This is a genomic window from Paracoccus halophilus (assembly GCF_000763905.1).
GTDB lineage: Bacteria > Pseudomonadota > Alphaproteobacteria > Rhodobacterales > Rhodobacteraceae > Paracoccus > Paracoccus halophilus.
Genome location: NZ_JRKN01000001.1, coordinates 23,220 through 48,559 on the forward strand (window position 1 = coordinate 23,220; position 25,340 = coordinate 48,559).

At 65.9% G+C, this 25,340-nt stretch carries 22 protein-coding genes and 3 pseudogenes; 10 read left to right on the forward strand and 15 right to left on the reverse strand.

Annotated elements, in window-relative coordinates:
- Positions 1-11: 11 nt before the first annotated feature.
- Positions 12-1,511 (reverse strand): L,D-transpeptidase family protein, encoded by a 1,500-nt coding sequence (locus IT41_RS00140; protein ID WP_036737725.1) that lies wholly within the window; start codon positions 1,509-1,511, stop codon positions 12-14.
- A gap of 101 nt (positions 1,512-1,612) precedes the next feature.
- Positions 1,613-2,362 carry a GntR family transcriptional regulator gene (locus IT41_RS00145; RefSeq protein ID WP_036737727.1) on the reverse strand — a complete coding sequence of 250 codons (750 nt, stop codon included), beginning with the start codon at positions 2,360-2,362 and terminating at the stop codon, positions 1,613-1,615.
- A 286-nt stretch (positions 2,363-2,648) separates the two neighbouring features.
- Between IT41_RS00145 and IT41_RS00150 the strand changes: the two genes are divergently transcribed.
- From IT41_RS00150 to IT41_RS00165, 4 genes are all read left to right on the forward strand, one after another.
- Positions 2,649-3,788, forward strand: coding sequence for an MFS transporter (locus IT41_RS00150; protein ID WP_052081198.1), 1,140 nt, complete (start codon positions 2,649-2,651; stop codon positions 3,786-3,788).
- A gap of 54 nt (positions 3,789-3,842) precedes the next feature.
- Positions 3,843-4,322 (forward strand): ureidoglycolate lyase, encoded by a 480-nt coding sequence (locus tag IT41_RS00155; protein WP_036737731.1) that lies wholly within the window; start codon positions 3,843-3,845, stop codon positions 4,320-4,322.
- The gene (locus IT41_RS00160; protein WP_036737733.1) at positions 4,319-4,936 is read left to right on the forward strand and encodes a ribonuclease HII; all 618 of its coding nucleotides are present in this window, start codon (positions 4,319-4,321) and stop codon (positions 4,934-4,936) included. Before IT41_RS00155 ends, IT41_RS00160 begins: the two co-directional genes overlap by 4 nt.
- A gap of 103 nt (positions 4,937-5,039) precedes the next feature.
- Complete coding sequence (locus tag IT41_RS00165; protein WP_036737734.1) at positions 5,040-6,170, forward strand: site-specific DNA-methyltransferase; 1,131 nt, start codon at positions 5,040-5,042, stop codon at positions 6,168-6,170.
- A 226-nt stretch (positions 6,171-6,396) separates the two neighbouring features.
- On the opposite strand, the pseudogene IT41_RS21420 reads toward IT41_RS00165, so the two are convergent.
- From IT41_RS21420 to IT41_RS00200, 10 genes and pseudogenes are all read right to left on the reverse strand, one after another.
- Positions 6,397-6,570, reverse strand: a pseudogene (locus IT41_RS21420) (IS5/IS1182 family transposase); the annotation flags it as partial.
- Positions 6,571-6,583: 13 nt separating this feature from the next.
- A pseudogene (locus IT41_RS19655) lies at positions 6,584-6,784 on the reverse strand (transposase); the annotation flags it as partial.
- 178 nt (positions 6,785-6,962) lie between these two features.
- Positions 6,963-7,150: pseudogene (locus IT41_RS21425) on the reverse strand (transposase); the annotation flags it as partial.
- A 104-nt stretch (positions 7,151-7,254) separates the two neighbouring features.
- A complete protein-coding gene (locus IT41_RS00170) occupies positions 7,255-8,367 on the reverse strand; it encodes an ABC transporter permease (protein ID WP_036737736.1) in 1,113 nt (370 codons plus the stop codon).
- Entirely contained in the window at positions 8,364-11,087 is a 2,724-nt protein-coding gene (rbbA, locus tag IT41_RS00175) for a ribosome-associated ATPase/putative transporter RbbA (RefSeq protein WP_036737738.1), read from the reverse strand. The genes IT41_RS00170 and rbbA overlap by 4 nt, the downstream gene beginning before the upstream one ends.
- On the reverse strand, positions 11,084-12,142 hold the full coding sequence (locus IT41_RS00180) for an HlyD family secretion protein (protein ID WP_036738109.1): 1,059 nt from the start codon (positions 12,140-12,142) through the stop codon (positions 11,084-11,086). The genes rbbA and IT41_RS00180 overlap by 4 nt, the downstream gene beginning before the upstream one ends.
- Positions 12,143-12,319: 177 nt before the next feature.
- Entirely contained in the window at positions 12,320-13,627 is a 1,308-nt protein-coding gene (locus tag IT41_RS00185) for a TRAP transporter large permease (RefSeq protein WP_036737740.1), read from the reverse strand.
- Positions 13,624-14,124 carry a TRAP transporter small permease gene (locus IT41_RS00190; protein WP_036737742.1) on the reverse strand — a complete coding sequence of 167 codons (501 nt, stop codon included), beginning with the start codon at positions 14,122-14,124 and terminating at the stop codon, positions 13,624-13,626. Before IT41_RS00190 ends, IT41_RS00185 begins: the two co-directional genes overlap by 4 nt.
- A gap of 4 nt (positions 14,125-14,128) precedes the next feature.
- On the reverse strand, positions 14,129-15,109 hold the full coding sequence (locus IT41_RS00195) for a TRAP transporter substrate-binding protein (RefSeq protein ID WP_036737745.1): 981 nt from the start codon (positions 15,107-15,109) through the stop codon (positions 14,129-14,131).
- Between the two features lie 132 nt (positions 15,110-15,241).
- Positions 15,242-16,408 carry a LysR family transcriptional regulator gene (locus tag IT41_RS00200; RefSeq protein ID WP_036737747.1) on the reverse strand — a complete coding sequence of 389 codons (1,167 nt, stop codon included), beginning with the start codon at positions 16,406-16,408 and terminating at the stop codon, positions 15,242-15,244.
- 248 nt (positions 16,409-16,656) lie between these two features.
- Between IT41_RS00200 and IT41_RS00205 the strand changes: the two genes are divergently transcribed.
- From IT41_RS00205 to IT41_RS00220, 4 genes are all read left to right on the forward strand, one after another.
- On the forward strand, positions 16,657-17,388 hold the full coding sequence (locus tag IT41_RS00205; protein WP_036738110.1) for a PIG-L deacetylase family protein: 732 nt from the start codon (positions 16,657-16,659) through the stop codon (positions 17,386-17,388).
- Positions 17,389-17,473: 85 nt separating this feature from the next.
- Positions 17,474-18,430, forward strand: coding sequence for a VOC family protein (locus IT41_RS00210; protein WP_036737748.1), 957 nt, complete (start codon positions 17,474-17,476; stop codon positions 18,428-18,430).
- Between the two features lie 3 nt (positions 18,431-18,433).
- The gene (locus IT41_RS00215) at positions 18,434-19,105 is read left to right on the forward strand and encodes a 4-carboxy-4-hydroxy-2-oxoadipate aldolase/oxaloacetate decarboxylase (RefSeq protein ID WP_036737750.1); all 672 of its coding nucleotides are present in this window, start codon (positions 18,434-18,436) and stop codon (positions 19,103-19,105) included.
- 45 nt (positions 19,106-19,150) lie between these two features.
- Complete coding sequence (locus IT41_RS00220; RefSeq protein ID WP_231564662.1) at positions 19,151-20,254, forward strand: 4-oxalomesaconate tautomerase; 1,104 nt, start codon at positions 19,151-19,153, stop codon at positions 20,252-20,254.
- Positions 20,255-20,287: 33 nt separating this feature from the next.
- Here IT41_RS00220 and IT41_RS00225 read toward each other — a convergent pair whose 3' ends face one another.
- From IT41_RS00225 to IT41_RS00235, 3 genes are all read right to left on the reverse strand, one after another.
- Positions 20,288-21,268: a methylenetetrahydrofolate reductase gene (locus tag IT41_RS00225; protein ID WP_036737753.1), complete on the reverse strand. Its 981-nt coding sequence runs from the start codon at positions 21,266-21,268 to the stop codon at positions 20,288-20,290.
- Positions 21,265-21,843 (reverse strand): methylenetetrahydrofolate reductase C-terminal domain-containing protein, encoded by a 579-nt coding sequence (locus tag IT41_RS00230; protein WP_036737755.1) that lies wholly within the window; start codon positions 21,841-21,843, stop codon positions 21,265-21,267. Before IT41_RS00230 ends, IT41_RS00225 begins: the two co-directional genes overlap by 4 nt.
- Positions 21,844-21,956: 113 nt before the next feature.
- Entirely contained in the window at positions 21,957-23,171 is a 1,215-nt protein-coding gene (locus tag IT41_RS00235) for a LysR family transcriptional regulator (RefSeq protein WP_036737757.1), read from the reverse strand.
- Between the two features lie 254 nt (positions 23,172-23,425).
- Here IT41_RS00235 and folD point away from each other — a divergent pair, with 254 nt between their 5' ends.
- Both folD and purU read left to right on the forward strand, forming a co-directional pair.
- Positions 23,426-24,361: a bifunctional methylenetetrahydrofolate dehydrogenase/methenyltetrahydrofolate cyclohydrolase FolD gene (gene folD, locus IT41_RS00240; protein ID WP_052081200.1), complete on the forward strand. Its 936-nt coding sequence runs from the start codon at positions 23,426-23,428 to the stop codon at positions 24,359-24,361.
- Positions 24,358-25,242: a formyltetrahydrofolate deformylase gene (purU, locus tag IT41_RS00245; protein WP_036737759.1), complete on the forward strand. Its 885-nt coding sequence runs from the start codon at positions 24,358-24,360 to the stop codon at positions 25,240-25,242. The genes folD and purU overlap by 4 nt, the downstream gene beginning before the upstream one ends.
- The last annotated feature ends 98 nt before the right edge of the window (positions 25,243-25,340 follow it).

Consider the following 25,340-nt stretch of genomic DNA (forward strand, 5'->3'; position numbering starts at 1 on the left):
AGCGCCCGCATTCAGGGCGCGGGGAAAAGCGTGACGCTGGCGGCGGGATCGCCGGGCAGGGTGTCGGGCAGGCCTGCGTCCGAAGGGTATTCCGGCTCATCTTCCGGAACGACCGGGGCGTAGGCGGGAACCAGCGGCTCGTCCGGGGCAGTTGCCTCGGGCATCTGCCTCTCGGCGGCGGGCGGCAGGATCGAGCCGGCGATAACATCCTGTGGCCCGGCCGGCATCACGACCGGGATCGTGGCGGCAGGGGCAGGGGGCGTCGCAGCTTCGGCAGCAGGCGGCGCCGCGACCGGCGTTGCCGGCCCGGCATCCGGGATGGAAGCGACCTGCGGCGGCTGCCGGAAACCGCGCGCCGTCGGGCGCCTGGCGCCAAGGGCGGAGATCGGCGCGGCCTGCGTCTGGGCAAATGCTCCGGCCACCCCGATGACGTCGTCGATGCTGACGCCCGGGTCCAGGAACTCGACCGTCGTGCGCCCGGATTGGACCATATGCGCCAGTTCATAGGCGTCCCAATTGGTCAGGCGCACACAGCCATTGGACTGGTTCTTGAACAGGCGCGATGGCGTGGCGGTGCCGTGGATGCCATAGGACGGCTTGCTGAGGTCGATCCAGACATTGCCCACCGGACCGTTCGGGCCGGGCGGAACGATCAGCACGCGATCATTGTCGCCCTGCTTGAAATTGGTTCTGGGGTTATAGGTATAGGTCGGGTTCAGCGCCACGGCATCGACGACATGGCTGCCGCTTGGCGAGGGCGTCTCGGCCGATCCGATCGTCGCCGGATAATCCGCGACCAGCCGCCCGCCGGCGTCATATGCGGCAACGCGCCGCGTCGTCTTGTCGATGATGATGCGCGTCACCGTCGCGCGGATCGGCCTGGCCGGCAGGGTGACCTGGATCGTCTCGCCCGGGACGAAGCTCTTGTCCGGGTTCAGCCCGGCCAGGAATTTCTCATCCATATGAAAGCGTTCGCCCAGCTTTTCCAGAATGCTGGTATAGCCCTGCGAGGTCATCCTGGCCTTTTCGCCGTAATCCGAGGGGATATTGTCAACGAGGCCGTAGGCGTCGTCCTCGGTGATCGTGTATTCCGAGATCAGCGGCATCCGCGCATAGCCGTTCAACAGATCCCAGACGGCATGATCCAGTCGCCCGGTCGTCGGCAGGCCCGCGCGGCGCTGAAAGGCCCGGATCGCGCTTTCGCTCATGCCGCCGCGCCAGCCGTCCACGACACCCGGCGAAATGCCCGAACGATCCAGCAGGACCTGGACCTTGGCGGTCAGCGCCGACTGGCCCATGGGCAGGTCGCCGCCGTCATAGCTTGCCGCCTCGATCGCGGCAGGGGTGATGCGGGCCACCGGGATCGCCGCCGGCGGCGTCGCGGCAAGGGAGGGGGCCGCGGCCGGTTCGGCCTTGGGCAGGCCCGGTTGCAGGGTCAGGCCCAGTGTCAGGGCCGCGGCTGCCAGCACACCACGCGGGCAGGCACCGGGAATCAGGCGGGTCGGAAACATGCTCGGGTCCGATCTTTTCTTGTCGTCGGTTTTGCTTTCAGCTTTGGCCTCTCGCGTGGCGCAAAGCAAGACGGAGGCGGTCAACTCGTGTTGATTGCCGCCTAAAGCTCGGCCGAATAGCGGTGGTCATGCGGGAAATAGCGCCGTGACAGCGAGACGGGCATATTGTCCAGCCAGTCGAGCCGCTCGACCACCAGAACCGGCTCGGCGGGATCAAGCTCCAGCGTTTCGGCCAGGAACGCGCAGCCGGCGATGGTCGCGCCCATGGACATGCTGGCGCGATTGACCGGGATATGGCGGAGCAGCCATTCGCAGGGGCTGACCTTTTCCAGCGCCTCGGACGTGGGGCCAGACTTTGAGACTGTATTGATCCAGCGCTCTTCAAAGCAATAGGGCCGCCCGTCGGCGGTGAAACGGGCGCGAAGCCGCAACAAGGGTTCGTCGCTGCGTAGCAGCATGGCCTGGGCGACTTCGGTCGGGGCGGCCCCTTTCTCGTAGCCCAGAAGGCGGTAGCCATAGGCTTTTCCCTGGGCCTCGATCTCGCGTCGCATCAGATAGCGCAGGGCTTGCGTATTGGGATGCGCGACGACGCGGGTGCCGACCTTGCGCCGACGTTCGAGCACGCCGCTATCGGCCAGGGATTGCAGGGCACGGTTCACCGTCGCGCGGGCGCAGCCGAATTCCCTGGCAAGGACCGATTCGGTCGGGATCAGTTCACCCGGCGGCCATTCCTTGCTTTGAATGCGTGACAGCGCCTCTTCCTGGACGGCCTGCCAGGTCATGTGACGGCGCTTGCGCGAATGATCCGCGGCCGAGAGGGTGTTGGCGACTTGGGCGGGTATCTTGATCATTCTGCTGGTGTTCACCCGGCGCCTGTAACGGATGGAGCGACTGGAAAACGATCAGGACGGGCTGGCGCGGGTCACGTCCGGGGAACGAATGAAATAAACCTTACAGTTCAGTTTTGACCGGGTTTTCCCGCCTGCGTCAAGTGCTGGCGGCCACTATCGCCTGCCGCACTGTCACCCGGCGTTGACAAAGTGGCGGGCGGGCAGGAAAACACCGGTAATCAGATGAGGTGAGACCGTGTCGGAAGTTTCGACGTTGCGCGGGCAGGGGGCATCCGCCACGGCCTGGATGGTGCTGGTCGCGATCAGCCTGTGCCACATGATCAACGACATCATGCAATCCATGCTGGCGGCGATCTATCCGCTGCTGCAGCAGGAATTCACGCTGTCCTATTGGCAGATCGGGCTGATGACCTTTGCCTTTCAGGTCACCGCCTCGTTGCTGCAGCCCGTGGTCGGCGCGGTGACGGATAAAAATCCGATGCCGCATTCGCTGTCGGTCGGGATGGGGTCGACCTTCATCGGCGTTCTGCTGCTGGCATTGGCACGGGAATACTGGGTGCTGCTGGCCGGCGCCATGCTGATCGGCATCGGCTCGGCGGTGTTCCATCCGGAAAGCTCGCGGGTGGCGCGGATCGCCTCGGGCGGAAAGTTCGGCACGGCGCAATCGCTGTTCCAGCTGGGCGGGAATTTCGGCACCGCGCTGGGGCCATTGCTGGCTGCCTTCATTGTCGTGCCGCTGGGGCGGCCCTCGGTGGCGATCTTTTCGATTGCCGCGATGATCGGCTCGGCAGTGCTGTGGAAGGTGGGCAGCTGGGCCGAGGGCCGCCGCCGCGCCTCGGGGCCGGCGGCGGTGATGAGCCTGCCGTTTTCGCGCCGGCGCGTCGCGGCGGCGATCGTGGTCCTGGCGCTGCTGACATTCACCAAGAACATCTATACCGCCAGCCTGACCAGCTATTACACCTTTTACCTGATCGAGAAATTCGCCCTGACGACCCAGCAGGCGCAGATGATGCTGTTCCTGTTTCTGGGCGGCATGGCTGGTGGCGTCATGCTGGGCGGGCTTTTCGGCGACAGGTTCGGGCCGCTCAAGGTGATCTGGTTCTCGATCCTTGGCATCCTGCCCTTCACGCTGATCCTGCCGCATGTCGGGCTGGCCGCGACCGGGCTGCTGACCATCGTGATCGGGCTGATCCTCGCCTCGGCCTTCCCGGCGATCGTGGTCTTTGCGCAAGAGCTGGTGCCGGGGCGGACCGGGCTGATCGCGGGAATATTCTTTGGTTTTGCCTTTGGCATGGGCGGGATCGCCGCGGCGGTGCTGGGGGTTATCGCGGATGCGCGCGGGATCGAATTCGTCTACAGGATCTGTTCCTATCTGCCACTGATGGGGCTGTTGACCATCTTTCTGCCGCGCATGCATCGTTTGTAAATCGGGTGTTCCGGGGCGGGCCCCGGACCCCGGAATATCGGGACGTGAAAGAATATGACGAGCATCAGGATCAGGCCGGTCACGGCCGAGGAATTCGCACCCTATGGTGAGCTTCTGGAGCCGCGCGCCCAGGCGACAAAGATGATCAATGCCGGCCGGTGTGAACGCCACCATGCCCTGGCGACGGTCGAGCGGGGCGGCGGCGAGGCGATCATTTCGATCTTTCGGTCCGAGCCGGTGAGCCTGCCCTATCAATGCGCGCTGCTCGAGCGGCACCCGCTGGGGTCGCAGGCTTTCGTGCCGCTGGGGCCCGATCCGTGGCTGTCGATCGTGGCCCCGGACGAAGGGGGCAGGCCCGGCGCTCCGGTCGCCTTTCTGGTGCCCTCGGGGGTCGGGGTGAACCTGCGCGCGGGCGTCTGGCATGGTGTGCTGACTCCGCTCGACCGGGCCGCGGATTTCGTCGTCGTGGATCGCGAGGGAGACGGCGTGAACCTTGAGGAGGTCGATATCGCGCCGGTGACCGTCGAGGCATGAGCCTGCCTGACTATTCGCTGGAACAGGCCGCGCTTGGCGCCGGAGCCCGCCTCGTCGCGGGCGTGGATGAGGTCGGGCGCGGCCCTCTGGCCGGGCCAGTGGTCGCGGCAGCGGTCATCCTGGATCCGGATGGGATGCCGGAAGGAATGAACGACTCCAAGGCATTGACGAAAAAACGTCGAGAAACTCTCGGCGCCTGGGTCATGGCGAACTGCGACTGGGCGGTGGGTCTGGCGAGCGTGGCCGAGATTGATGAAATGAACATCCTGCGCGCGTCGCATCTGGCCATGCGGCGGGCGATCGGGGGGCTGCGACAGCGGCCCTGCCTGGCCCTGATCGATGGCAATATGCTGCCCGACGGGCTGGAGGTTCCAGGGCAGGCGGTGGTCGGCGGCGACGCCCGCGCGCTGTCGATCGCGGCGGCCTCGGTCGTGGCGAAACTGTGGCGCGATCGCATCATGGTGGATTTGGCGCAACAGCACCCCGGCTATGGCTGGGAAAGAAATGCCGGATATCCGACGCCGGCGCATCGCCGGGCGCTGCTAGATCTGGGCGTGACCCCACATCATAGGCGCAGCTTCGCGCCGGTCCACAAGATATTGTGTAAAGAATAAATATTAACCCATTGATTCAAAAAAGAATTTGACGGCGAATCGGGTCTGACTCATCATCGGCGCAGTCAAATCGGCAATTCAATAGCCGAAACCCGAGGCAGTAATGACAAAACCCGATACCAAAGCCCGCGCGTCTGCGCGGCAGCTACCGCTGAACCAGATCCTTGCGGGCGACTGCATCGAGATCATGAACACGCTGCCCGAAAGCAGCGTCGATCTGATCTTTGCCGATCCCCCCTATAACCTGCAGCTGAAGGGCGAGCTGCACCGGCCCGACAATTCCAGGGTCGACGCGGTCGACGATCACTGGGACCAGTTTTCCGGCTTTGCCGCCTATGACGGCTTTACCCGCGACTGGCTGGCCGCCGCGCGCCGTGTCCTCAAGCCGAATGGCGCGATCTGGGTGATCGGCAGCTATCACAATATCTTCCGTGTCGGCGCCGAGTTGCAGAACCAGGGTTACTGGATCCTGAACGATGTGATCTGGCGCAAGGCCAATCCGATGCCGAATTTTCGCGGCAAGCGCCTGACCAATGCGCATGAGACGATGATCTGGGCCAGCAAATCCGAGGGCGCGAAATACACGTTCAATTATGAGGCGCTGAAATCGCTGAATGAGGGTGTGCAGATGCGCAGCGACTGGGTGCTGCCGATCTGCACCGGCGGCGAGCGGCTGAAGGATGAGGATGGCGCCAAAGCGCATCCGACCCAGAAGCCCGAATCGCTGCTTCATCGCGTGCTGGTCGGCTCGACCAATCCGGGGGATCTGGTGCTGGACCCGTTCTTCGGCACCGGCACCACCGGCGCGGTCGCCAAGATGCTGGGGCGCGATTTCATCGGCATCGAGCGTGAAGAGGCCTATCGCAAGGTGGCCGAGAAGCGCATCGCGCGCATTCGCAGGTTCGACGGCGATGCCATTGCCACCACCCGGGCCAAGCGCGCGGAACCGCGTGTGCCGTTTGGGCAGGTGATCGAGCGCGGCATGCTGCGCCCGGGCGAAGAGCTTTATTCGATGAACAGCCGTCACAAGGCCAAGGTTCGCGCCGATGGCAGCCTGATCGGCAATGATGTCAAGGGCTCGATCCATCAGGTCGGTGCCGCGCTCGAGGGTGCGCCCAGCTGCAACGGCTGGACCTATTGGCATTTCCGGCGCGAGGGGCGGATGGTGCCCATCGACATCCTGCGTCAGCAGATCCGCGCCGAGATGCAGGCCGATGAGGGTCGTCCCAACTGACCGGGTTTCGCCAGGTCCCGGCGGGCTGCGAGCTCTGGCGCAGCCGGGACTGCCTTGCCCCGTCCGGCGGCTGGACCGTCGAGCGGGGCCTTTTCTCCATTGGTGACTGGCTGTCAAGAACTGCTGATGTGTCAGCGCCGGTTCTGCGGGACGAAGCGGGGCGTCGCTACGGGGCATTGTTGCGATAATCTGGTTTAGGGAAGGTTTTTTCCTCACCCTTCCGCCTTCAGGAAATTGCTTCGATATCGGCGGTGCCGAATACCTTGAAGCGGTTCATTATGGCGATGCGGATCTGGATTTCCGCGGTCTGTCGGTCGGGATCGCGTAAAATGATCCGCCCTCCGAAGGCGTTGAGGCATTTTGTCCTGGCCTCGACCCGATCTCGGAGGTGAAGGCCGGCCTATCGTTTACAGATCCTTCTCCAAGGCGCGGGTCGCGACGGAGATCAGCTTGGCCGCCGCCTCGTCCGTCGGGAGGGAGCGACGCGTCTTGATGGATTTGCGGATCACGCGGTTCAGGCTTTCTATGGCACTCGTGGTGTAACTGATTTTCCGGATCGCCGGATCGAAGCCAAAGAACGGGATGAATTCAGCCCATGCCCGTCGGGAAGGCGGCGGTGATGGCCTTGGGAAAGCCCTTCAGCCCGGCGTCGCCCAGCAGATCCCCAGGGGCTCCACGGCCTTCTGAAATTCGTCCAGGAGTTCCTCCGAGATCGGCATGCATGCTTTCTTTCGAAAAAGCATGGAACGGATCCATCATACACATAAGGACCGGACACTCTCGCCCTTCCCCCTTCATCGCCAGGCAGGTCGGGATCGCCGCGTCGCTGAAGCGCGGCTGTCGACCATGCTTGCCCGCCGGTGGGGTCGCCATGTCATTTCGGCGTCAAACCAGATCCAGAGTTAGCGGCGCCGCTTCAACGCTTCATTGTAAGCCGACCAGTTCCTGGTCTTGTAATTCGTAGCGGCCCAACTGCTCATGCCATCCAGATATCATGCCGTGAATTCCCCAGCCGATTTGTGCAACAAACCCCTCTCCAGCCCAGCAGCAACCACTCTTACCCATCGCCGCACAGCACATTCCGTCAGCTCAGGAACCGGCGGAACTGGCGCAGCGCCAGCCAGAAGAGCGCCGCGCCGATGGCGGCCAGCGCCAGAAGTTGCGGCCAGACGACATCCAGCCCGGCGCCCCGGAACAGGATCCCCTGCGACAGGATCACGAAATGCGTCGTGGGCGCCAGCGACATGATCCACTGGATGATGTCGGGCATGCTTTCGCGCGGGGTCATGCCGCCCGACAGCACCTGCAGCGGCAACAGGACCAGCATCAGCAAGAGCCCGAATTGCGGCATCGTGCCGGCGACGGTGGCCAGGAAAATGCCCGTCGAGGTGGTCGCGAACAGCATCAGCGCGGCGGCCGCCACGAACAGCAGCACCGAGCCCTGCACCGGCACCTGCAGCGCCATCTGCACCACCACGGTGATCGCGAAGCCCGAGGCCAGCAGCACCACCAGCCCCATGGACCAGATCTTGGACAGCATGATCTCGGCCGCGCTGACCGGCATGACCAGCAGATGCTCGACCGTGCCATGCTCCTTTTCGCGGATCAGCGCCGCCCCGGTGAGGATGATCGACAGCATGGTGATCGCGTCGATGACGCTGTTGATCGCGCCGAACCAGCCTGCATCCAGCGGCGGGTTGTAGCGCGCCCGCAGCACCAGCTCGACCGGCGGATCGTCGCTTTCGCGGCTGCCGGCGACGAATTCCGACACCTCGGCGGTGACGATCTGCTGGACATAGCCGCTGCCGGTGAAGGCCTGGCTCATCCGCGTGGCATCCACGTTCAGCTGGATGGCGGGGGCGCGCCCGGCCAGCACGTCGCGCTCGAAATCCAGGGGGATGTTCAGGGCAAAGGTCTCAAGCCCCTCGTCCATGCGGCTGTCCATCTCGGAGGTGGTGATCAGCCGCGGGGCGACGAAATAGGGCGGCGCAAAGGCGCTGGCGATGCGCCCCGACAGCATGGATCGGTCCTCGTCCACGATGGCGATGGCGGCATCCGACAGGCTTTCCGGCATCGCCTTGGATTCGGTATAGATCGACAGCGTGAAGGCATAGATGATCAGCACCAGCATGGCCGGGTCGCGCCACAGCCCGCGTAGCTCCTTGATCCCCAGATGCCAGACATTGCGCGGCTTCATCGGGCCTGTTTCCGCAGCATCAGGGCGCTGAGCCCCAGGATGACCGGGATCGCCGCGAACAGCGCCAGATAGACCGGGCCCAGATCCTGAAGGCCGAGCGCCTTGGAAAAGGCGCCGCGCGAGGCGATGATGAAATGCGTCGTCGGATAGATCTCGCCGATCACCCGTCCCACCCCCTGCAGCGACGAGACGGGGTCGATCAGCCCCGAATATTGCGCGCCGGGGATCATGGTCAGCATGACCGTGGCGAACAGCGCCGCCACCTGGCTGCGCATGAAGGACGAGATCAGCAAGCCCATCGCCGTGGTCGCGACGACATAAAGCAGCGCGGCCAGCGCAAAGCCGGTCAGGCTGCCGGTAAAGGGCACCCGGAAAAGGAAAATGGCAAAGCCCGTCAGCAGCGCGAAATTCAGCATCGCCAGCGCCACATAGGGCAGCTGTTTCCCGATCAGGAATTCCAGCCTCGTGACCGGGGTGACGTAGAAATTCACGATCGAGCCCAGTTCCTTTTCGCGCACGACGCTCAGCGTGGTCAGCACCGCCGGGATCAAGAGCAGCATCAGCGGGATGACGGCGGGCACCATGGCGACGATGCTTTTCACGTCGGGGTTATAGCGAAACCGCGTGACCAGTTCGAAATCGCCCCGCAGCGCCTGCGCGCCATGGGCCTCGCGCGCGCGGCGCATCAGCCAGTTGGCGTGCATCCCCTGCACATAGCCCTGCACGGTTTCCGCGCGCGTCGGGTTGGCGCCGTCGATCCAGGCGCCGATCTCGACATCCTCGCCGCGCGCCAGATCGCGGGCAAAGCCGGGCGGGATCTCAAGCGCCAGGCTCAGACCGCCGCCATGCATGCGCGCATCCATGTCCTCATAGCCGGTCAGGGGCGGCTGCTCGATGAAATAGCGCGACCCGGCGATGTCCAGAACATAGTCACGGCTGGTGGTCGTCTGGTCCCGGTCCAGCACGGCAAAGGACAGATCCTCGACATCCATGTTGATGCCGTATCCCATCACGAACATCAGGATCAGGCTGCCCAGCAGGGCCAGCGTCAGCCGGATCGGATCGCGGCGCAGTTGCAGCGATTCCAGCCGTGAATAGCTGAGCATCCGGCGCAGGCTGAAGATGTCGCCCGTTGCCTCGGCCGGGCGCCCCTCGGCCGGGGCCGGATCGCCCGCCGGTTCCTCGCCGATTGCCTCCTGCAGATAGGCGATGAAGGCGTCTTCCAGCGTCGCGGCGCCCTTGCCGGCCCGGATCGCCTCGGTCGTGTCGCTGACCAGCACCCGGCCCGCATGCATCAGCGAGATGCGGTCGCACAGTTCGGCCTCGTTCATGAAATGGGTCGAGACGAAGATCGTCACCCCGTCCTTGCGCGAAAGCTCCCCAAGGATGCGCCAGAATTCGTCGCGGGCGACCGGATCGACGCCCGAGGTGGGCTCGTCGAGGATCAGCATTTCCGGGCCGTGGATCATCGCCACGGCCAGCGACAGCCGCTGGCGGATGCCGAGCGGCAGCGCCTCGGGCAGTTGCTCGGCGACCGCGCCCAGACCGAAGCGTGCGATCATCCCTTCGATCCGGCCGGGGATCTCCTCGGGCGGCATGTCGAACAGCCGGGCATGCAGGTCGAGATTCTGCCGCACGGTCAGTTCCGAATAAAGCGAGAAGGCCTGCGACATGAAGCCGACGCGGCGGCGCACCTCCATGTCGCCCGGGTCGATCTCCATGCCGAACAGCCGCGCGCTGCCCTCGGAGGGTTCCAGCAGGCCGGTCAGCATCTTCATGGTGGTGGTCTTGCCGCAGCCGTTCGAGCCGAGAAAGCCGAAGATTTCGCCCTTTTCGATGCGGAAGCTGACATCGCTGACGGCGGTGAAATCGCCAAAGCGCATGGTCAGGTGCCGCGCCTCGATGGCGATGGCGGCATGGTCAGGCGCGCGCGGCGGGATGACGACCGGCTGATGGTCGCGCATGTCGTCATCGGGCAGCAGCGCGATGAAGGCGCGGTCGAGATTTTCCGTGCCCGAGCGTTCCAGCAGCTCCGACGGGCTGCCGGTGGCCAGCACCCGGCCCGCATCCATCGCCACCAGCCAGTCGAAGCGGGCGGCCTCTTCCATATACGCGGTGGCGACGATCACGCTCATGCCCGGGCGGTCGCGCCGGATACGGTCGATCAGGTCCCAGAACTGGCGGCGCGACAGCGGATCGACGCCGGTGGTCGGCTCGTCGAGGATCAGCAGGTCGGGGTCGTGGATCAGCGCGCAGCACAGGCCCAGCTTCTGCTTCATCCCGCCCGAGAGCTTCGCCGCCGGGCGGTCGCGAAAGCCCGACATGCCGGTCGCTGCCAGCAGCGTCGCGATGCGGCGGCTGCGCTCGGCCGCGCCATGGCCGAACAGGCGGCCGAAGAAATCGAGGTTCTCGGCCACCGAGAGCGTCGGATAAAGGTTCTTGCCCAGGCCCTGCGGCATATAGGCGATGCGCGGGCAGATGCGGGCGCGATGCCGCGCATCGGCCATGTCGCCGCCCAGAACGCTGATGCGCCCCTGCTGGATCACCCGCGCGCCGGCCAGCAGCGACAGCAGGCTGGACTTGCCGACGCCATCCGGCCCGATCAGCCCGACCATGCATCCGGCCGGTATCTGCAGCGAGATGTCGTCCAGCGCCGCCACCCGCCGGTATCGCAGGCTGACGCCCCGAAGTTCCGCGACAGGGGCGGCCGCGTCCGTCATGGCACCAGATTGGACAGGTTTTCGGGCCATTCGACGTCAGGATCCACGCGCAGATAGGCCATGCCGGGCAGCCCGGTCTTGACGTAATCGCTGTATTTCCGCAGCAGTTCGGGATCGAGTTGCGCCCGCACGCGGAACATCAGCTTTTCGCGTTCCTCGGCGGTCTCGACGGTCTTGGGCGTGAACTGCGCCACATCGGCGACATAGGAAATGCGCGCCGGCACGGCAAAATCGGGCGCCGTGTCCATGACCAGCCGCGCCTCGGCCCCGACCTCGACCCGGCCGGCCTGCGAGGTGGGCAGGAAGAAGGTCATGTAGACATCCTCGAGATCGACGAGGTTCAGGATGCGCCCGCCGGCCGCGACGATCTCGCCCTCCTGCGCGATCCGGTACTGGACCCGGCCGTCGCGCGGCGATCTCAGCGTGGCGTCGTCGATCAGCACATCGACGGCCTCGATCGCGGCGGCCGCCGCATCCACCGCCGCCTCGGCATCGATCACCTGCGCCTCGGCCGAGCTGATCGCGGCCTCGGTCGCGGCAAGGCTGGCCTGCGCCGAGGCCAGTCCCGCCTGCGTCTCGCGCCCCGCCGCGCGGGCATCGTCCAACACCTGCTGCGAGACGACATTGGTCCGCGCAAGCCCCTCCGAGCGGGTCAGCCGCGAGGCGGCGGCATCGGCCGCCGCGCGCGCCTGTTCGACCGTGGCCTCGGCGGCCTTGTGCTGCGCGCGGGCCTGGGTGACCAGGCTCTGCGCCGTCTGCACGCCGATCCGGGCGCGGCGCCATTGCGCCTCGGCCTGGCGTTTCTGCGCGCTCAGCTGCAGCAGGTCCATCTGCACCAGAACATCGCCCTTTTGCACGAACTGGCCTTCCTCGGCCCGGATCTCGGCGATGCGGCCGCCCGACAGCGCGGCGATGTCGATTTCGGTCGCCTCGATCCGGCCATTGCCCGAGGCGATGCCCTCGGGCAATGCATCCTTGGCGCTGTTCTGCCATGCAAGCCATGCCGCGACGGCCAGAACGGCCGCCGCCACAACCCAGCCCAGCCTTGCCTTCATCCGCCCCGCCATCGCCCCGCCTTTCTGTCGTCAGGCCCGGAAGATATAGGTTCCGGGCGCGGCGGCAAGCGCTGCAAGAGCATCTTCCGGTGAAACTCTGCCGTCGTCGCCTTTGCCCGGCTGGTCAGGCGCATGGAGGGCATCCGCCCGCACCGCAACCTGACCGTCCCGCCGGTCTCAGGTCCCGAACATGGAATTGGGGATCAGCAGCGCGATCTGCGGGATCGCGATGATCAGAGCCAGGCCGATGATCATGGCCAGAAGGAAGGGACCGACACCGCGGAAGATCGTGGTGATCGGTACGCCCTCGGCGACGCCCTTGACGACGAACACGTTCAGCCCGACCGGCGGCGTGATCATCCCCATTTCGATCACGATCACCGCCACGACACCGAACCAGATCGGATCGAAGCCAAGCTGCAGGATCACCGGATAGACGATCGGCACCGTCACGACCAGCATGGCCAGCCCGTCCAGGAACATCCCCAGGGCGATATAGCCCAGAATGATCATCATCAGCGTGCCATAGGGGCCCAGCCCCAGCCCGACCAGCCCGTTGCCAAGTGCGGCGGGAATATCCGTGACGGCCAGGAACGGGTTCAGCACATTGGCCCCGATCACGATCATGTAGAGCATGGCCGAGGTCTTGACCGTCTCCATCACCGCCGCCCGGAAACGCCCCGCATCGATCCGGCGCCCGGCAAGGGCGAACAGGATCACCAGCCCGGCGCCGACGGCGGATGCCTCGACCGGGGTGAAGACACCGGCATAGATCCCGCCGATCGAGATCACGATGACGCCGATCAGGGGCAGCGCCTCGCCCAGACGTCCCAGCTTTTCCGACATGGGCACATGCGGCCCGCGCGGGCCGGCCAAAGGGTCCAGCGTGGCGACGATCATGATCGTCGCGATGAACAGCGCCATCAGCAGGATGCCCGGCAGGATGCCCGCCATGAACAGCCGGCCGATCGACTGTTCGGTCAGGATTGCATAGAGCACGAACCCGGTCGAGGGCGGGATCAGAAAGCCCAGCGTGCCGCCGGCCGCGACCGATCCGGTCGCCAGCGCGTCGCCATAGCCCAGCCGTTTCATCTCGGGCAGGGCGACCTTGCCGATGGTGACCGCCGTGGCGACAGACGAGCCCGACACCGCCGAGAACAGCGCGCAGCCGATCACCGAGGCCGAGGCAAGCCCGCCGCGCAACCGCCCCACCCAGGCAAAGGCCGCCTCGTAGAGCCCGCGGGAAAACCCGGCCTCGGAGGAAATATTGCCCAGCAGGATGAACATCGGCACGACGATCAGCGAATAGTTCGAGACCGCGCCATAGCTTTCGGTCAGCAGGACGGCCCCGGCGGCGCGGCCGCCCTCGAGCACATAGAACCCGCCATAGCCCACCGCCAGCATGGCAAAGGCCACCGGCGTGCGCAGGATCAGAAAGGCGAAAAGGACGGCAATGCCGATCACACCAACCAGAACCGGGGTCATTTCGCGCCCTCCCGCAGGATCTGGACAAGCTGCAGCAGCAGCACCACGACCGTCAGCGCCATGCCGAGCGAGATGATCGCATAGAAGGGCCAGATCGGAAGCTGCAGCATGTTGCTGGCATCGCCGAACTCGCGCGCGTCCAGCGCCTTGAGCACGGCGCGCCAGACCAGCACCGACAGGATCAGCGCCGCGATGCCGCGCGCCTGGATATCGCCCAGGAACCGGCCCCAGCGTCCGATCCTGTGATCCAGCACATCGACGGTGACATGGGCGTTTTCCGCCGTGCACCATGGCAGCGCCAGCATGACGATCGCGATCGAGGCCAGCACCACGATTTCATTCACGCCCACGATCGGCGCGGCAAAGACATAGCGCATGATGACCGACACGAAGATCAGCACCAGCACCAGCAGCAGGCCGATTCCCGAGACGGCCGCCAGCGCCCTGGCGGCACGGTTCGCCCATGCCGAAAGATCGATACCAGATTGTTCGGCCATGGCGTTACCGCGCCTTCAGCGCATCGACGATGGCCTGCGCATCGTCGCCGCTTTCGGCCACGACCTGCGCGGTCACCGCGGCGGAAAGCAGGTCGAAGGCGGCGGCTTCTTCCTCGGTCAGTTCGATGACCTGCTTGCCCGGCGCGGCGGCGAATTGCTCAAGCCCCTCGGCCGCGACATCGAGCTGCACCTTGTTGCAATCCAGCGATGCCGCCCGCCCGGCCTCGTCCACGGCCGCTTTCGCCGCCTCTTCCAGATCGCCATAGGCATCGCGGTTCATCAGGATGAAGAAAGGCGAATTGGTGCTGTCCATGCCGGTGGTGATATAGCTGGCGACCTCGCTCAGCTTGAAGGCGCCGACGGCGGTGCCGTCGATCATCGCGCCGTCGATCACCCCGGTCTGCAGCGCGTTGTAGATGTCCGACACCGGCATGGATACCGGCGAGCCGCCCCAGGCCTCGACCTGCAGCCCGGCATTGCGCGAGGGCACGCGGATCTTCATGCCAACCACATCGGCCGGGCTGCGCACCGGCTTGTCGCGGGTGAACAGCAGGTTCGGCGCGCTGGACCACAGCGACACCAGATGCGCCCGGCGATATTCCGATCCGAGAAGGTCGATATTCGCCCAGATGGTTTCGGTTCCGCTTGCCGCGTCGGTCACCCCCGGCAGTTCCGCCAGCAGCGTCAGTGGAAAATTCGACGCGGTATAGCCGGGCAGGCTGACCGCCAGTTCCGCGACACCATCGACGACGCGGCTGTACTGCTCGGTCGGGCCCGGGCCCAGCTCACCGCCGCTGAAGAGCCTGACGGTCACGCCGCCCTCGGTCGCCTGTGCGACTCGCTCGGCAAAGGGCTGGAAGCAGCCGGCGACATAGGGATGCGTCGCGGCCATGTAATTGGCGAATTTCAGCTCGGCGGCGCCGGCTGTCGTGGCGATCGCGGCGGCAAGCGCCGGGCCGGCGATGGTCAGGGTTCTGATGGTCACGGTATTCCTCCTCTGCTGCGGCATCCGGCCATTCGCTGCGTGCCGCTGACTGGCCCGCACAGTCGCCTCCGCAGGGAAATTTCACAAATTGAAAGCCATCCAGGTAAAATAAGTTCTTGCTATAGAAAACTGTCAGATCGCGGCGCGGATTGCATCGAGCATCGCCTGCTGCGCCGGCGTGGGCTGCCAGCCGGCGCGCAAGGTCAGCCCGATCGGCCGCGGCACGGCGATGCCGGGAAACGGCAGTTCGGCAACGATGCCGCGCTCGATCTCGCGCGCGGCCTGCGCCTTGGAGACGCAGGCCAGGTGACGGCCATCGCTGACCATCTCGCGCATCAGGATGACCGAACCGGTTTCGATGATGCTCTCGGGCAGGTCCAGCCCCGCCCGAGTGAAAAGCGATTCGAACTGATTTCGGGTCGGCGTTCCCTGCCGGGGAACCAGCCAGGGACGCGCCCGCAAGGCCTCTATGGCAACCGTTCCCGTTGCGACCAGCGGATCGTCGGGCCCGGCCAGCACGGCCAGCATGTCGTCGAACAGCCGTTCCTGCACCACGTCATCGACCGGCAGGCTTTCGCGCAAGGCGCCCAGAACCAGATCGATCCCGCCTTGCCGCAGCCCGGCAAGAAGATCGCTGTAAAGCCCGTCGACGATCCGGATGGTCTGTCGCGGGCGGCTGGTCCGAAACCGGGCAAGCGCCTGCGGCAGGATGTGCGAACGCGCCAGCGGCAGGGAGCCGATCACGATTTCACCCACTTCGCGGCCCTGAAGGTCGGCCAGTTCCGCGACCGCCTGATCCAGTTCGGCAAAGGCAAGCTGCGCCGCCAGAGCCAGCGCCAGGGCCTGCCGCGTCGGCGCCACCCCGACCGGGCTGCGCTGGAACAGGGCGCGGCCCACCGATGCCTCGATCGTGGTGATGGCGCGGTGAACGGTGGGCTGGGCAATGCCCAGCCGCTGCGCGGCAAGGGTAAAGTTCTGCGCCTCGACCGTCGCGATCAGCGCCGCAAGCTGCGGCCGCGTGGCGGTGACCGCAAGCCTTGGTGCAATGTCGGACATGGCGCCGTCCAGCCGATCCAGCGCGCGGGCCACGCGGTTCTGAAACAGCGTGCCGGCCTCGGTCGCGAACAGGCCGTGCCGGGTGCGCAGGAAGAGCGCGGTATCCGCCTCGGCCTCGAGCCGCGCGATGGCCTGCGTCACGGCGGGCTGGGACACGAAACACCGCACCGCCGCCTGGGTGATCGAGCCGCATTCCGCGACCGCCAGAAAGACCCGCAGATGCCGCAGATTCCCTACCAGCATGACATTTTCCCGGTCGCGACCCTGCTCTGCCGTCGCCCTGCATGACGATCCGGGGCGCATTGCAGGCAGCGGGAAAACGCAGGTCTCACCATCATGTCACCCCATGCGAAAGGCAGACGAAAATCCGAGGCGCTCCCGCTGTTCATGTTTCACTATAGCCAATTCTTATGCAGACGGGCAAGTTTCTGAATTGCCTGCACGGCAAGCCGGGTGCGATCTTTCGGCCAACCCGGAACGAGGAGTTTCACATGTCCGATCCGAAAACCGCGCTGGTGATCAGCGCACATGCCGCCGATTTCGTCTGGCGCAGCGGCGGCGCCATCGCGCTGCATGCCGCGATGGGCTATCAGGTCACCGTGGCCTGTCTGTCCTTTGGCGAACGCGGCGAAAGCGCGCGCCTGTGGAAGGAAGGCAAGTCGCTGGACGAGGTCAAGGCCATCCGCCGCGCCGAGGCCGAGGCGGCCGCCGAAATCCTGGGCGTGCATCACCTGGAATGTTTCGATCTGGGCGATTACCCGCTGCATCTGGAGCGCGAGGACAAATACCGGCTGGTCGATCTGATCCGCAAGGTCCAGCCGCGTTTCATGCTGAGCCACAGCCAGTATGACCCCTATAACACCGACCACATGTACATGACGCAGGTGGCGCTGGAATGCCGCATGATCGCGCAGGCCTGGGGCCACAATCCCGGCGAAAAGGTGCTGGGCGCGCCGCAGCTTTACCTGTTCGAGCCGCATCAGACCGAACAGATGGGCTGGAAGCCCGATACCTTCCTGGACATCACCCCCGTCTGGGAGAAGAAGCGCGCCGCCATGGAATGCATGAACGGCCAGATCCATCTGTGGGACTATTATACCCGCGTCGCCCAGCAGCGCGCCAATCACTTCAAGCGCAATTCCGGCGGCCAGTCCGGCGGACGCGACTGCAAATATGCCGAAGGTTTCCAGTCGATTTTCCCGCGCACGGTGGACGAACTCTGAGACCCCCTTGCCCCGTCACCAGAGTGGGGCGCCGGAGCCGCATGACCCGGATCCGTCCGGGCACCTGAACCAGAATGGAGGAACCATGACCCAACAATGCCAGGATCTGGCCCATCTCGGCCATGTCGAGATGCTGACCGACAAATTCGAGGAAAGCCTTGATTTCTTTACCCGCATCTATGGGCTGAAGCTGTCCGGGCAGGATGAAAACAGCGCCTATCTGCGGGCATGGGACGATTACGAATACGCCTCGCTCAAGCTGACGCGGGCAGAGCGCACCGGGGTCGGCCATATCGCCTATCGCGCCGCCTCGCCCGAGGCGCTGGAGCGTCGGGTGAAGGCCATCGAGGCCTCGGGCTACAAGGTTCACGGCTGGGTCGAAGGCGACCAGAGCCACGGCCGCGCCTTCCGCTTCGAGGATCCTTTCGGGCATGTGTTCGAAATCTATTACGATACCGTCTGGTACGAACCCAAGGACGCCGCCGACCGCGCCGCGCTCAAGAACAATGCCAGCGCGTTCACCGGCGTGCCGCCGCGGCGTCTGGACCACCTGAACCTGCTCTCCGAGGACGTGACCGAGTTCCGCCGCTTCATGGAAACCTGCCTGGGCAGCCGCGTGACGGAACTGATCCAGCTGGATAACGGCCGCATCGGCGGCTGCTGGTTCACGGTCAACAACAAGACCTATGATCTGGCCTGCACCGAGGAACATGGCGGCGGCGATGGCCGGCTGCACCATGTCACCTATGCCACCGACCAGCGCGAGGATATCCTGCGCGCCGCCGATATCTTTCTGCAGAACGGCGTCCATATCGAGACCGGGCCGCACAAGCACGCCATTCAGGGCACCTTCTTCCTGTATGTCTGGGAGCCAGCCGGCAACCGGGTCGAACTGGCCAATGCCGGCGCGCGGCTGATCCTCGCGCCCGACTGGAAGCCGGTCATCTGGACCGAATCCGACCGCAAGAAGGGGCAGGCATGGGGGCTCAAGACCATCGAAAGCTTCCACACCCACGGCACGCCGCCGGTGAAGCGGGGCTGATCCATGGCAAAGGTTGTTCGCAATATCGAACGTGCCGCGCCCGACACGATCTGGGGCCTTGCCGAGGCGGGCGTGGCCACCGTGCACGAGGCGCAGGGCCGGACCGGCTGTCTGGCCGCCTATATGCGGCCGATCTATGCCGGCGCGCGGATCGCCGGCAGCGCGGTCACGATCAGCGCGCCTCCGGGCGACAACTGGATGCTGCATGTCGCCATCGAGCAGCTGCACGAGGGGGATATCCTTGTCCTCGCGCCGACCTCGCCCTGCGACAACGGCTATTTCGGCGATCTGCTGGCGACCAGCGCCATGGCGCGGGGTTGCCGGGGGCTGGTGATCGATGCGGGCGTGCGCGATGTGCGCGACCTGACCGATATGGGCTTCCCGGTCTGGTCCAAGGCGATCAGCGCGCAGGGCACGGTCAAGGAAACGCCCGGCTCGGTCAACGTCCCGGTGGTCTGCGCCGGGCAAGCCATCGAGGCAGGCGACGTGATCGTCGCCGATGACGACGGCGTCTGCGTCGTGCGCCGCGCCGAGGCCGCCGAGGTGCTGGCCGCCGCCCGCAAGCGGATGGATGCCGAAGAGGCAAAGCGCAAGCGTCTGGCAGCGGGCGAGCTGGGGCTGGACATCTATGACATGCGCGCCCGGCTTGAGGCCAGGGGGCTGAAATATGTCTGACATCATGCGCGGGCGCGCGGCCCGCTCTGACCACGGGGCGTTCCCATGCAGATGACCCGGGACGAGCTGGACCTTCTGGCGGAACAGGGAATCCCCTGCCTGTGGATGCGCGGCGGCACCTCGAAGGGCGCTTATTTCCTGGCCTCGGACCTGCCTTCGGACGCCGCGCTGCGCGACCGGCTTTTGCTTGCGATCATGGGCAGCCCCGATATCAGGCAGATCGACGGGATCGGCGGCGCCGACCCGCTGACCTCCAAGGTGGCGCTGCTTTCGCCCTCAACCCGGTCTGACGCGGATGTGGATTACCTGTTTCTTCAGGTTTTCGTCGATCAGCCGCTGGTGTCGGATGCGCAGGGCTGCGGCAATATCCTGGCCGGGGTCGGTCCCGCCGCGCTGGAGCGCGGGCTTGTCGCGGTCGCAGGCGAGGAAACCCCCGTCCGCATCCACATGCTGAACACCGGCGAGATCGCGACCGCGATCGTGGCCACCCCGGGCGGGCGGGTCAGCTATCGCGGCGATCATGCGATCGACGGCGTGTCCGGCCATCACGCGTCGATCCCCTTGATGTTCAGCAATATCGCCGGGTCGATGACCGGCGCGCTGCTGCCCTCGGGGCGGGTCGCGGATGTGATCGACGGCATCGCCTGCACGCTGATCGACAATGGCATGCCCTGCGTGGTCCTGCGGGCATCGGACCTTGGCCTGACCGGGCAGGAAAGCCGCGAGGTACTGGACGGCGATGCCGCGCTGAAGGCACGGATCGAGGCGATCCGCCTGCAGGCCGGCCGGCTGATGAATCTGGGCGATGTGCGCGACAAAAGCGTGCCCAAGATGACGCTGGTCGCGCCGCCGCAGTCGGGCGGCGTGGTCGGCACGCGCAGCTTCATTCCGCATCGCTGCCATGCCTCGATCGGGGTATTCGCCGCGATCAGCGCAGCCACCGCCTGCACCCTGCCGGGATCGCCCGCCGCCTCGGTTGCGCGGCTGCCCTCGGGCGGAACATTCGCCATCGAACATCCCAGCGGCGCGATGGAGGTTCAGCTGGAGCTTGCCGAAGATGGCAGCGTCCTGCGTGCCGGCACCTTGCGCAGCGCGCGAAAGCTATTCGACGGGCGGGTGTTTCCGGGGCCGCTGGCAAACCGCGCCTGAGCGGCCGCGACCCCCCGCCGCAGCCGCCCGGCATCAGGCCGGGCGCTGCTCGCGCGCGATTCCGGCCTCGCGGACGATATCGGCGACCAGATGTTCGCGGCGATAGGCCATGATGTGAACGCCCGCCACCCCGGCCACCTCGCGCAGCTGCTGGATCAGTTCCACGCAGATGCGCCGGCCCTCTTCGCCAGGGTTTTCCGCCTTTTCCAGCCGCGCGATGACCTGATCGGGAATATGGATGCCCGGCACATTGCCGCGCATCCAGCGCGCCGCCTTGGCCGAGGCCAGCGGCCCGACACCCGCGAGGATGAAGACCTTGCGCTCCAGCCCCAGATCGCGGACCCGGGACATGAAGGCCTGAAAGCGCGGCATGTCGAAGATATAGTTGGTCTGGATGAACTCGGCCCCCGCCGCGACCTTTTTCGCCAGCCGGTCGGGCCGCCATTCCAGCGGATCGACGCAGGGGTTCTCGGCCGCGCCGATGAACAGGTTGGGCGGGCTGGTGATCTTGCGCCCGGACAGGAACACGCCCTGATCGCGCATCGTGCGGATGGTGCGGATCAGCGTGAGCGAGTCGAAATCGAAAACCGGCTTGGCGCCCGGCTGGTCGCCCGCGCCGACATCGTCGCCGGTCAGGCACAGCACGTTGCGCACCCCCATCGCCGCCGCACCCAGCACATCGCCCTGAATGGCGATGCGGTTCCGGTCGCGGCAGGATATCTGATAGACCGTGCCATGCCCGGCGCGGGTCAGCAGCGCGCAGATCCCGATCGAGGACATGTGGCAATTCGCGCCCGAGGCATCGGTGGCGTTGATCGCATCGGCGACATCGGCCAGCGGTTGCGCGGCCTTGAACACATCCTGCGGATCGGCGCTGTCGGGCGGGTTCATCTCGGCGGTGACGGCGAAATGGCCGGCGCGCAGGGCAAGCTCCAGCTTGCTGCCCGAGACATGGCCTTCGGGCGGCGGCGCGTAGCGGCGGATGGCGTTGGGATCCTGGTCGAACTGGCTCATCCGGTTTTCCCCCGTCCAATCGCGCGCGCCGGTTCATCGGCCAGCGGCGCCGTGCTGGGCTCGATCCGGCGCGCGGTGGGAAAGGCATTGGCGAGGGTTGAGCGTTCGCGTTCCCGCGCCTCGTGCAGGGCCGCCGCCTTTTCCCGGCTGGCCCGCAGCCAGGCCGAGGATCCCGCCAGTCGCCGGTCCACGGGCGGCAGCACTTCGCGGATGCGGTCGCCGCCCCGCATGCGCGCGGCGCCGTTCCAGCCCTCGACCCAGACGCAGCGCATCCCGGGCTTGACCTCGCAGAAACCGCCGGGCCGGACGCCGCCGCAGGGGCCGTTGCGCAATTGCTTGGGGCAGTTCATCGGGCAGGACATCCCGGTCGAGGACAGCACGCATTGGCCGCACATCTGGCAATCGAAGAGCAGCCCCTTGATCCCCTTTTCGATCAGCGCGACCGGCCGCTCGATCCGGTTGTAGCCGATTCTCGACAGGACCGGCGCCAGCGCGACCAGCGCCGATTCCAGCCGGTTATAGATCCATTCGAACTGCCGTGAATGGCGCACGGCAAACCTTCTGATGCGATACATCGCGGCTGTCCTCCCCTGATCGTCTGCGTATCGCAAGCTATTTCGCGCCGCGCGCAAGGGCCAATGCGAAAGACCGATAAGCCCATGCGAATCCGGCACACCGTCCCCCGGCGCTAGGCGATCTCGGCCACCACGTCGGCCAGGCTTTCCTCGAACATGACCAGCGCGGCCTCGGTCGCGCCGTCGCGCAGCCGGGTCAGCCCGATCCGCGCCACGTCCGAGGGGAAGGGCGTGTCGATCCGGCAAAGCTCGGGCCGCAGATGCCGCAACTTGTGCGGGCTATAGGTCAGCATGGCCAGCGAATTGCTTTCGATGATCATCTGCTCGGCTGCGTTGAAGGACAGCATTTCGCAGGATTGGGTGGGCGGGACCACGCCCAGACCGGCGAAAACGCTTTCGAAATGGGCGCGGACGGGGGTGCCGTGGGGGGCGATCACCCATTGCGTTTCGGCCAGTTCCGACGGCGTGGCGCGGCTGCCCTGCAAGGGGTGGCCCTGCCGCGCCACCACGGTGAAACGCTCGTCGTAAAGATGCGTTTCCTCCATCCCGTGAGGGCAGTCTGCGCCGCGCATGATCCCGATGATCCGGTCGATCTCGCGCCGGCGCAGGGCTTCGGCAAGGCCGTTATAGCTGCCGGGTATGCAGGCCAGCCGGATATTGGGGTGCCGGTTGGTCAGCCGCGCAAAGGCGCGCGAGATCAGGTCCTGCCCCGAAAAGGGCAGCATGCCGATGGCGACGCGGCCGATGACCTCGCCATCCAGGCGCGAAAACTCGCGCCGCAAATTCTCCATCAGATAGGAGATGCTGCCCGAGAGTTCGGTCAGGATCGCGGCGGGCGGCAGTGGCTCCATCCCGGTCGGGTTGCGCCGGAACAGTTCGACCCCGAAGCGCTTGGAGAAATCCGACAATGTGCGGCTGAGTTCGGGCTGGCTGCGTCCCAGCCGCTTGGCGGCCAGCGTGACGCTGCCTTCGCGGGTCACCGCCTCGACCGCCTGCAGATGCGCGTTTCTCAGGTTCAGCCGCAGGGCGGGCAGGGACGGACGGTCGGCGAACAGCTTGTCCCCGGCGGCGTCGATTTCCCGCAGGATCGCGGCGCAGAGGCGCACCGCCATATCCCCGCGCGAGGTCGTATCGGCCCCCGACCAGCCCCGACGGAACAGCGTGACCCCCAGCTTGCCCTCGGCCGAGGCGATCAGCCGCGACAGGGTCGGCTGCGTCGAATGGGTCATGTCGGCGGCGATCTTGAAGCTGCGGGCGCGCGCGACCGAGTCGATGGCCACGATCTCGCGGATTTCCAGCCGTTCATGGCGGGGGACTGGCTTGGGCAAGAGATTCCTTCCCGGCTTGCAAGGACCTGTGAAACTCTAGCGAGGCGCGGCGCCCTTGGCGAGTATCCCCCTGATCTTCCTGACCGACAGGGCGGTATATCAACGCCGGTATGCCACATTCGGAAACTGCATAAGCCCGGGCGCAGGCATTCGCTTAACTCTTTTCCGGCAAGGCGGGATTCGCCATCGCGGCGCGACCGGATCCCGGGGTGGCGCCGTGGTCCCATTCATGTGAGCAGGGAGGAGACAGGATCATGCAATCCGTGAAAGAGGAATCGACCGCGCGAGAGGCCCGGCTTATCGACGGCAGGCAGGCCGCGAGCCGGTTGCGCGCCGCGATCGCTGCCGAGGTGGCGCAGCTTGGCCGGGATCACGGCGCCGTTCCCGGCCTGGCCGTGGTTCTGGTGGGCGCCGACCCCGCGAGCGAGGTCTATGTCCGCGCCAAGGGGCGGGCTATGAGAGAGGCCGGGATGGAGAGCCATGAGCATCGCCTGCCCGCCGATACCGCGCAGGAGACGCTGCTCGCGCTGATCGACCGGCTGAACGCGGATGACCGCGTCCATGGCATTCTCGTGCAATTGCCGCTGCCGGCCCAGATCGACACGCAGGCGGTCATTCAGGCGATCAGCCCGGACAAGGATGTCGACGGGTTCCATGTGCTGAATGTCGGCCGGCTCGCGCTTGGGCAACAGGCCTTCGTGCCCTGCACCCCGCGCGGCTGCCTGATGCTGCTGCGCCAGGTGCTGGGCGATCTGACGGGCAAAGAGGCGGTGGTGATCGGCCGCTCGGACATCGTGGGCAAGCCGATGGCGCAGCTCCTGCTGGGGCAGAACTGCACGGTGACCCTGGCCCATTCCCGCACCCGCGATCTGCCGGCGGTCTGTCGCCGGGCGGATATTCTGGTCGCCGCCGTGGGGCGGCCCGAGATGGTCCGCGCCGACTGGATCAAACCCGGCGCCACGGTCATCGACGTGGGCATCAACCGCATCGAGCGGGACGGAACATCGCGGCTGACCGGCGATGTCGATTTCGCCGCTGCCCGCGGCATCGCCGGTGCGATCACGCCGGTGCCGGGGGGCGTCGGCCCGATGACCATTGCCTGCCTGCTGCAAAACACCCTGGACGCATTCCGCATCAGCCGGCGCCGAGCCGCGCCCTGCCATCCCTCAAGCGAAAGGAAACCATCGTGACGAAACTCGTTCTGACAGTCCAATGCAAGGCCACGCGCGGCATTGTCGCGGCGGTGTCGGGCTATCTGGCCGAACATGGCTGCAACATCACCGATTCGGCGCAGTTCGACGATGCCGAGACGGGCAGGTTCTTTTCCCGCATCACCTTCCAGCCCGAAACCGGCAAGGCGCTGGCCGAGCTGAAAAAGGGCTTTGCCAAGGTCGCCGAGCCCTTTGGCATGACCTGGACCATGCGCGACGAGGCGCAGCGCATGAAGGTGCTGCTGATGGTCTCGGGCTTCGGGCATTGCCTGATCGACCTGCTCTATCGCTGGCGGATCGGCGCGCTGCCGGTTGATGTCGTGGGCGTGGTGTCGAACCACCTGACCTATCAGCGGGTGGTGGTGAACCACGATCTGCCGTTCCACTACATCAAGGTCACCAGGGACAACAAGGCCGAGGCCGAGGCCCGGCTGATGGAAGTGATCGAGGATACCGGCACGGAACTGGTGGTGCTGGCGCGCTACATGCAGGTGCTTTCGGATGCCATGTGCAAGAAGATGTCGGGCCGGATCATCAATATCCACCATTCCTTTCTGCCCAGCTTCAAGGGCGCGAATCCCTACAAGCAGGCGTTCGAGCGCGGGGTAAAGCTGATCGGCGCCACGGCGCATTATGTCACCGCCGATCTGGACGAAGGCCCGATCATCGAACAGGACACCGTGCGCATCACCCATGCCCAGAGCCCCGGCGACTATGTGACGCTTGGCCGCGATGTCGAGGCGCAGGTGCTGGCCCGCGCGGTCCATGCCCATATTCACGACCGGGCCTTTCTCAACGGCAACAAGACCGTGGTCTTTCCCGCCAGCCCGGGCTCCTACGCCTCGGAAAGGATGGGGTGATGCGGCGGCGCATCCCGCCCGGACAGCCGCGCAAATAGCAAAACTGAAACAGCCCATGCAGCTTGCGGATAAGCGCCGGGGTCGATGGGCTGGCATGG

Excerpts from the sequence above, each read along its gene's own strand:
- IT41_RS00145 (WP_036737727.1), bottom strand. The coding sequence starts at position 2,362 with ATGATCAAGATACCCGCCCAAGTCGCCAACACCCTCTCGGCCGCGGAT.
- IT41_RS00200 (WP_036737747.1), bottom strand. The coding sequence starts at position 16,408 with ATGCTGGTAGGGAATCTGCGGCATCTGCGGGTCTTTCTGGCGGTCGCG.
- folD (WP_052081200.1), top strand. The coding sequence starts at position 23,426 with ATGCAATCCGTGAAAGAGGAATCGACCGCGCGAGAGGCCCGGCTTATC.
- IT41_RS00220 (WP_231564662.1), top strand. The coding sequence starts at position 19,151 with ATGCAGATGACCCGGGACGAGCTGGACCTTCTGGCGGAACAGGGAATC.
- rbbA (WP_036737738.1), bottom strand. The coding sequence starts at position 11,087 with ATGACGGACGCGGCCGCCCCTGTCGCGGAACTTCGGGGCGTCAGCCTG.
- IT41_RS00225 (WP_036737753.1), bottom strand. The coding sequence starts at position 21,268 with ATGAGCCAGTTCGACCAGGATCCCAACGCCATCCGCCGCTACGCGCCG.
- IT41_RS00205 (WP_036738110.1), top strand. The coding sequence starts at position 16,657 with ATGTCCGATCCGAAAACCGCGCTGGTGATCAGCGCACATGCCGCCGAT.
- IT41_RS00230 (WP_036737755.1), bottom strand. The coding sequence starts at position 21,843 with ATGTATCGCATCAGAAGGTTTGCCGTGCGCCATTCACGGCAGTTCGAA.
- IT41_RS00170 (WP_036737736.1), bottom strand. The coding sequence starts at position 8,367 with ATGAAGCCGCGCAATGTCTGGCATCTGGGGATCAAGGAGCTACGCGGG.
- IT41_RS00155 (WP_036737731.1), top strand. The coding sequence starts at position 3,843 with ATGACGAGCATCAGGATCAGGCCGGTCACGGCCGAGGAATTCGCACCC.
- IT41_RS00210 (WP_036737748.1), top strand. The coding sequence starts at position 17,474 with ATGACCCAACAATGCCAGGATCTGGCCCATCTCGGCCATGTCGAGATG.
- IT41_RS00190 (WP_036737742.1), bottom strand. The coding sequence starts at position 14,124 with ATGGCCGAACAATCTGGTATCGATCTTTCGGCATGGGCGAACCGTGCC.
- IT41_RS00160 (WP_036737733.1), top strand. The coding sequence starts at position 4,319 with ATGAGCCTGCCTGACTATTCGCTGGAACAGGCCGCGCTTGGCGCCGGA.
- IT41_RS00180 (WP_036738109.1), bottom strand. The coding sequence starts at position 12,142 with ATGAAGGCAAGGCTGGGCTGGGTTGTGGCGGCGGCCGTTCTGGCCGTC.
- IT41_RS00185 (WP_036737740.1), bottom strand. The coding sequence starts at position 13,627 with ATGACCCCGGTTCTGGTTGGTGTGATCGGCATTGCCGTCCTTTTCGCC.
- IT41_RS00215 (WP_036737750.1), top strand. The coding sequence starts at position 18,434 with ATGGCAAAGGTTGTTCGCAATATCGAACGTGCCGCGCCCGACACGATC.
- IT41_RS00140 (WP_036737725.1), bottom strand. The coding sequence starts at position 1,511 with ATGTTTCCGACCCGCCTGATTCCCGGTGCCTGCCCGCGTGGTGTGCTG.
- IT41_RS00150 (WP_052081198.1), top strand. The coding sequence starts at position 2,649 with ATGGTGCTGGTCGCGATCAGCCTGTGCCACATGATCAACGACATCATG.
- IT41_RS00165 (WP_036737734.1), top strand. The coding sequence starts at position 5,040 with ATGACAAAACCCGATACCAAAGCCCGCGCGTCTGCGCGGCAGCTACCG.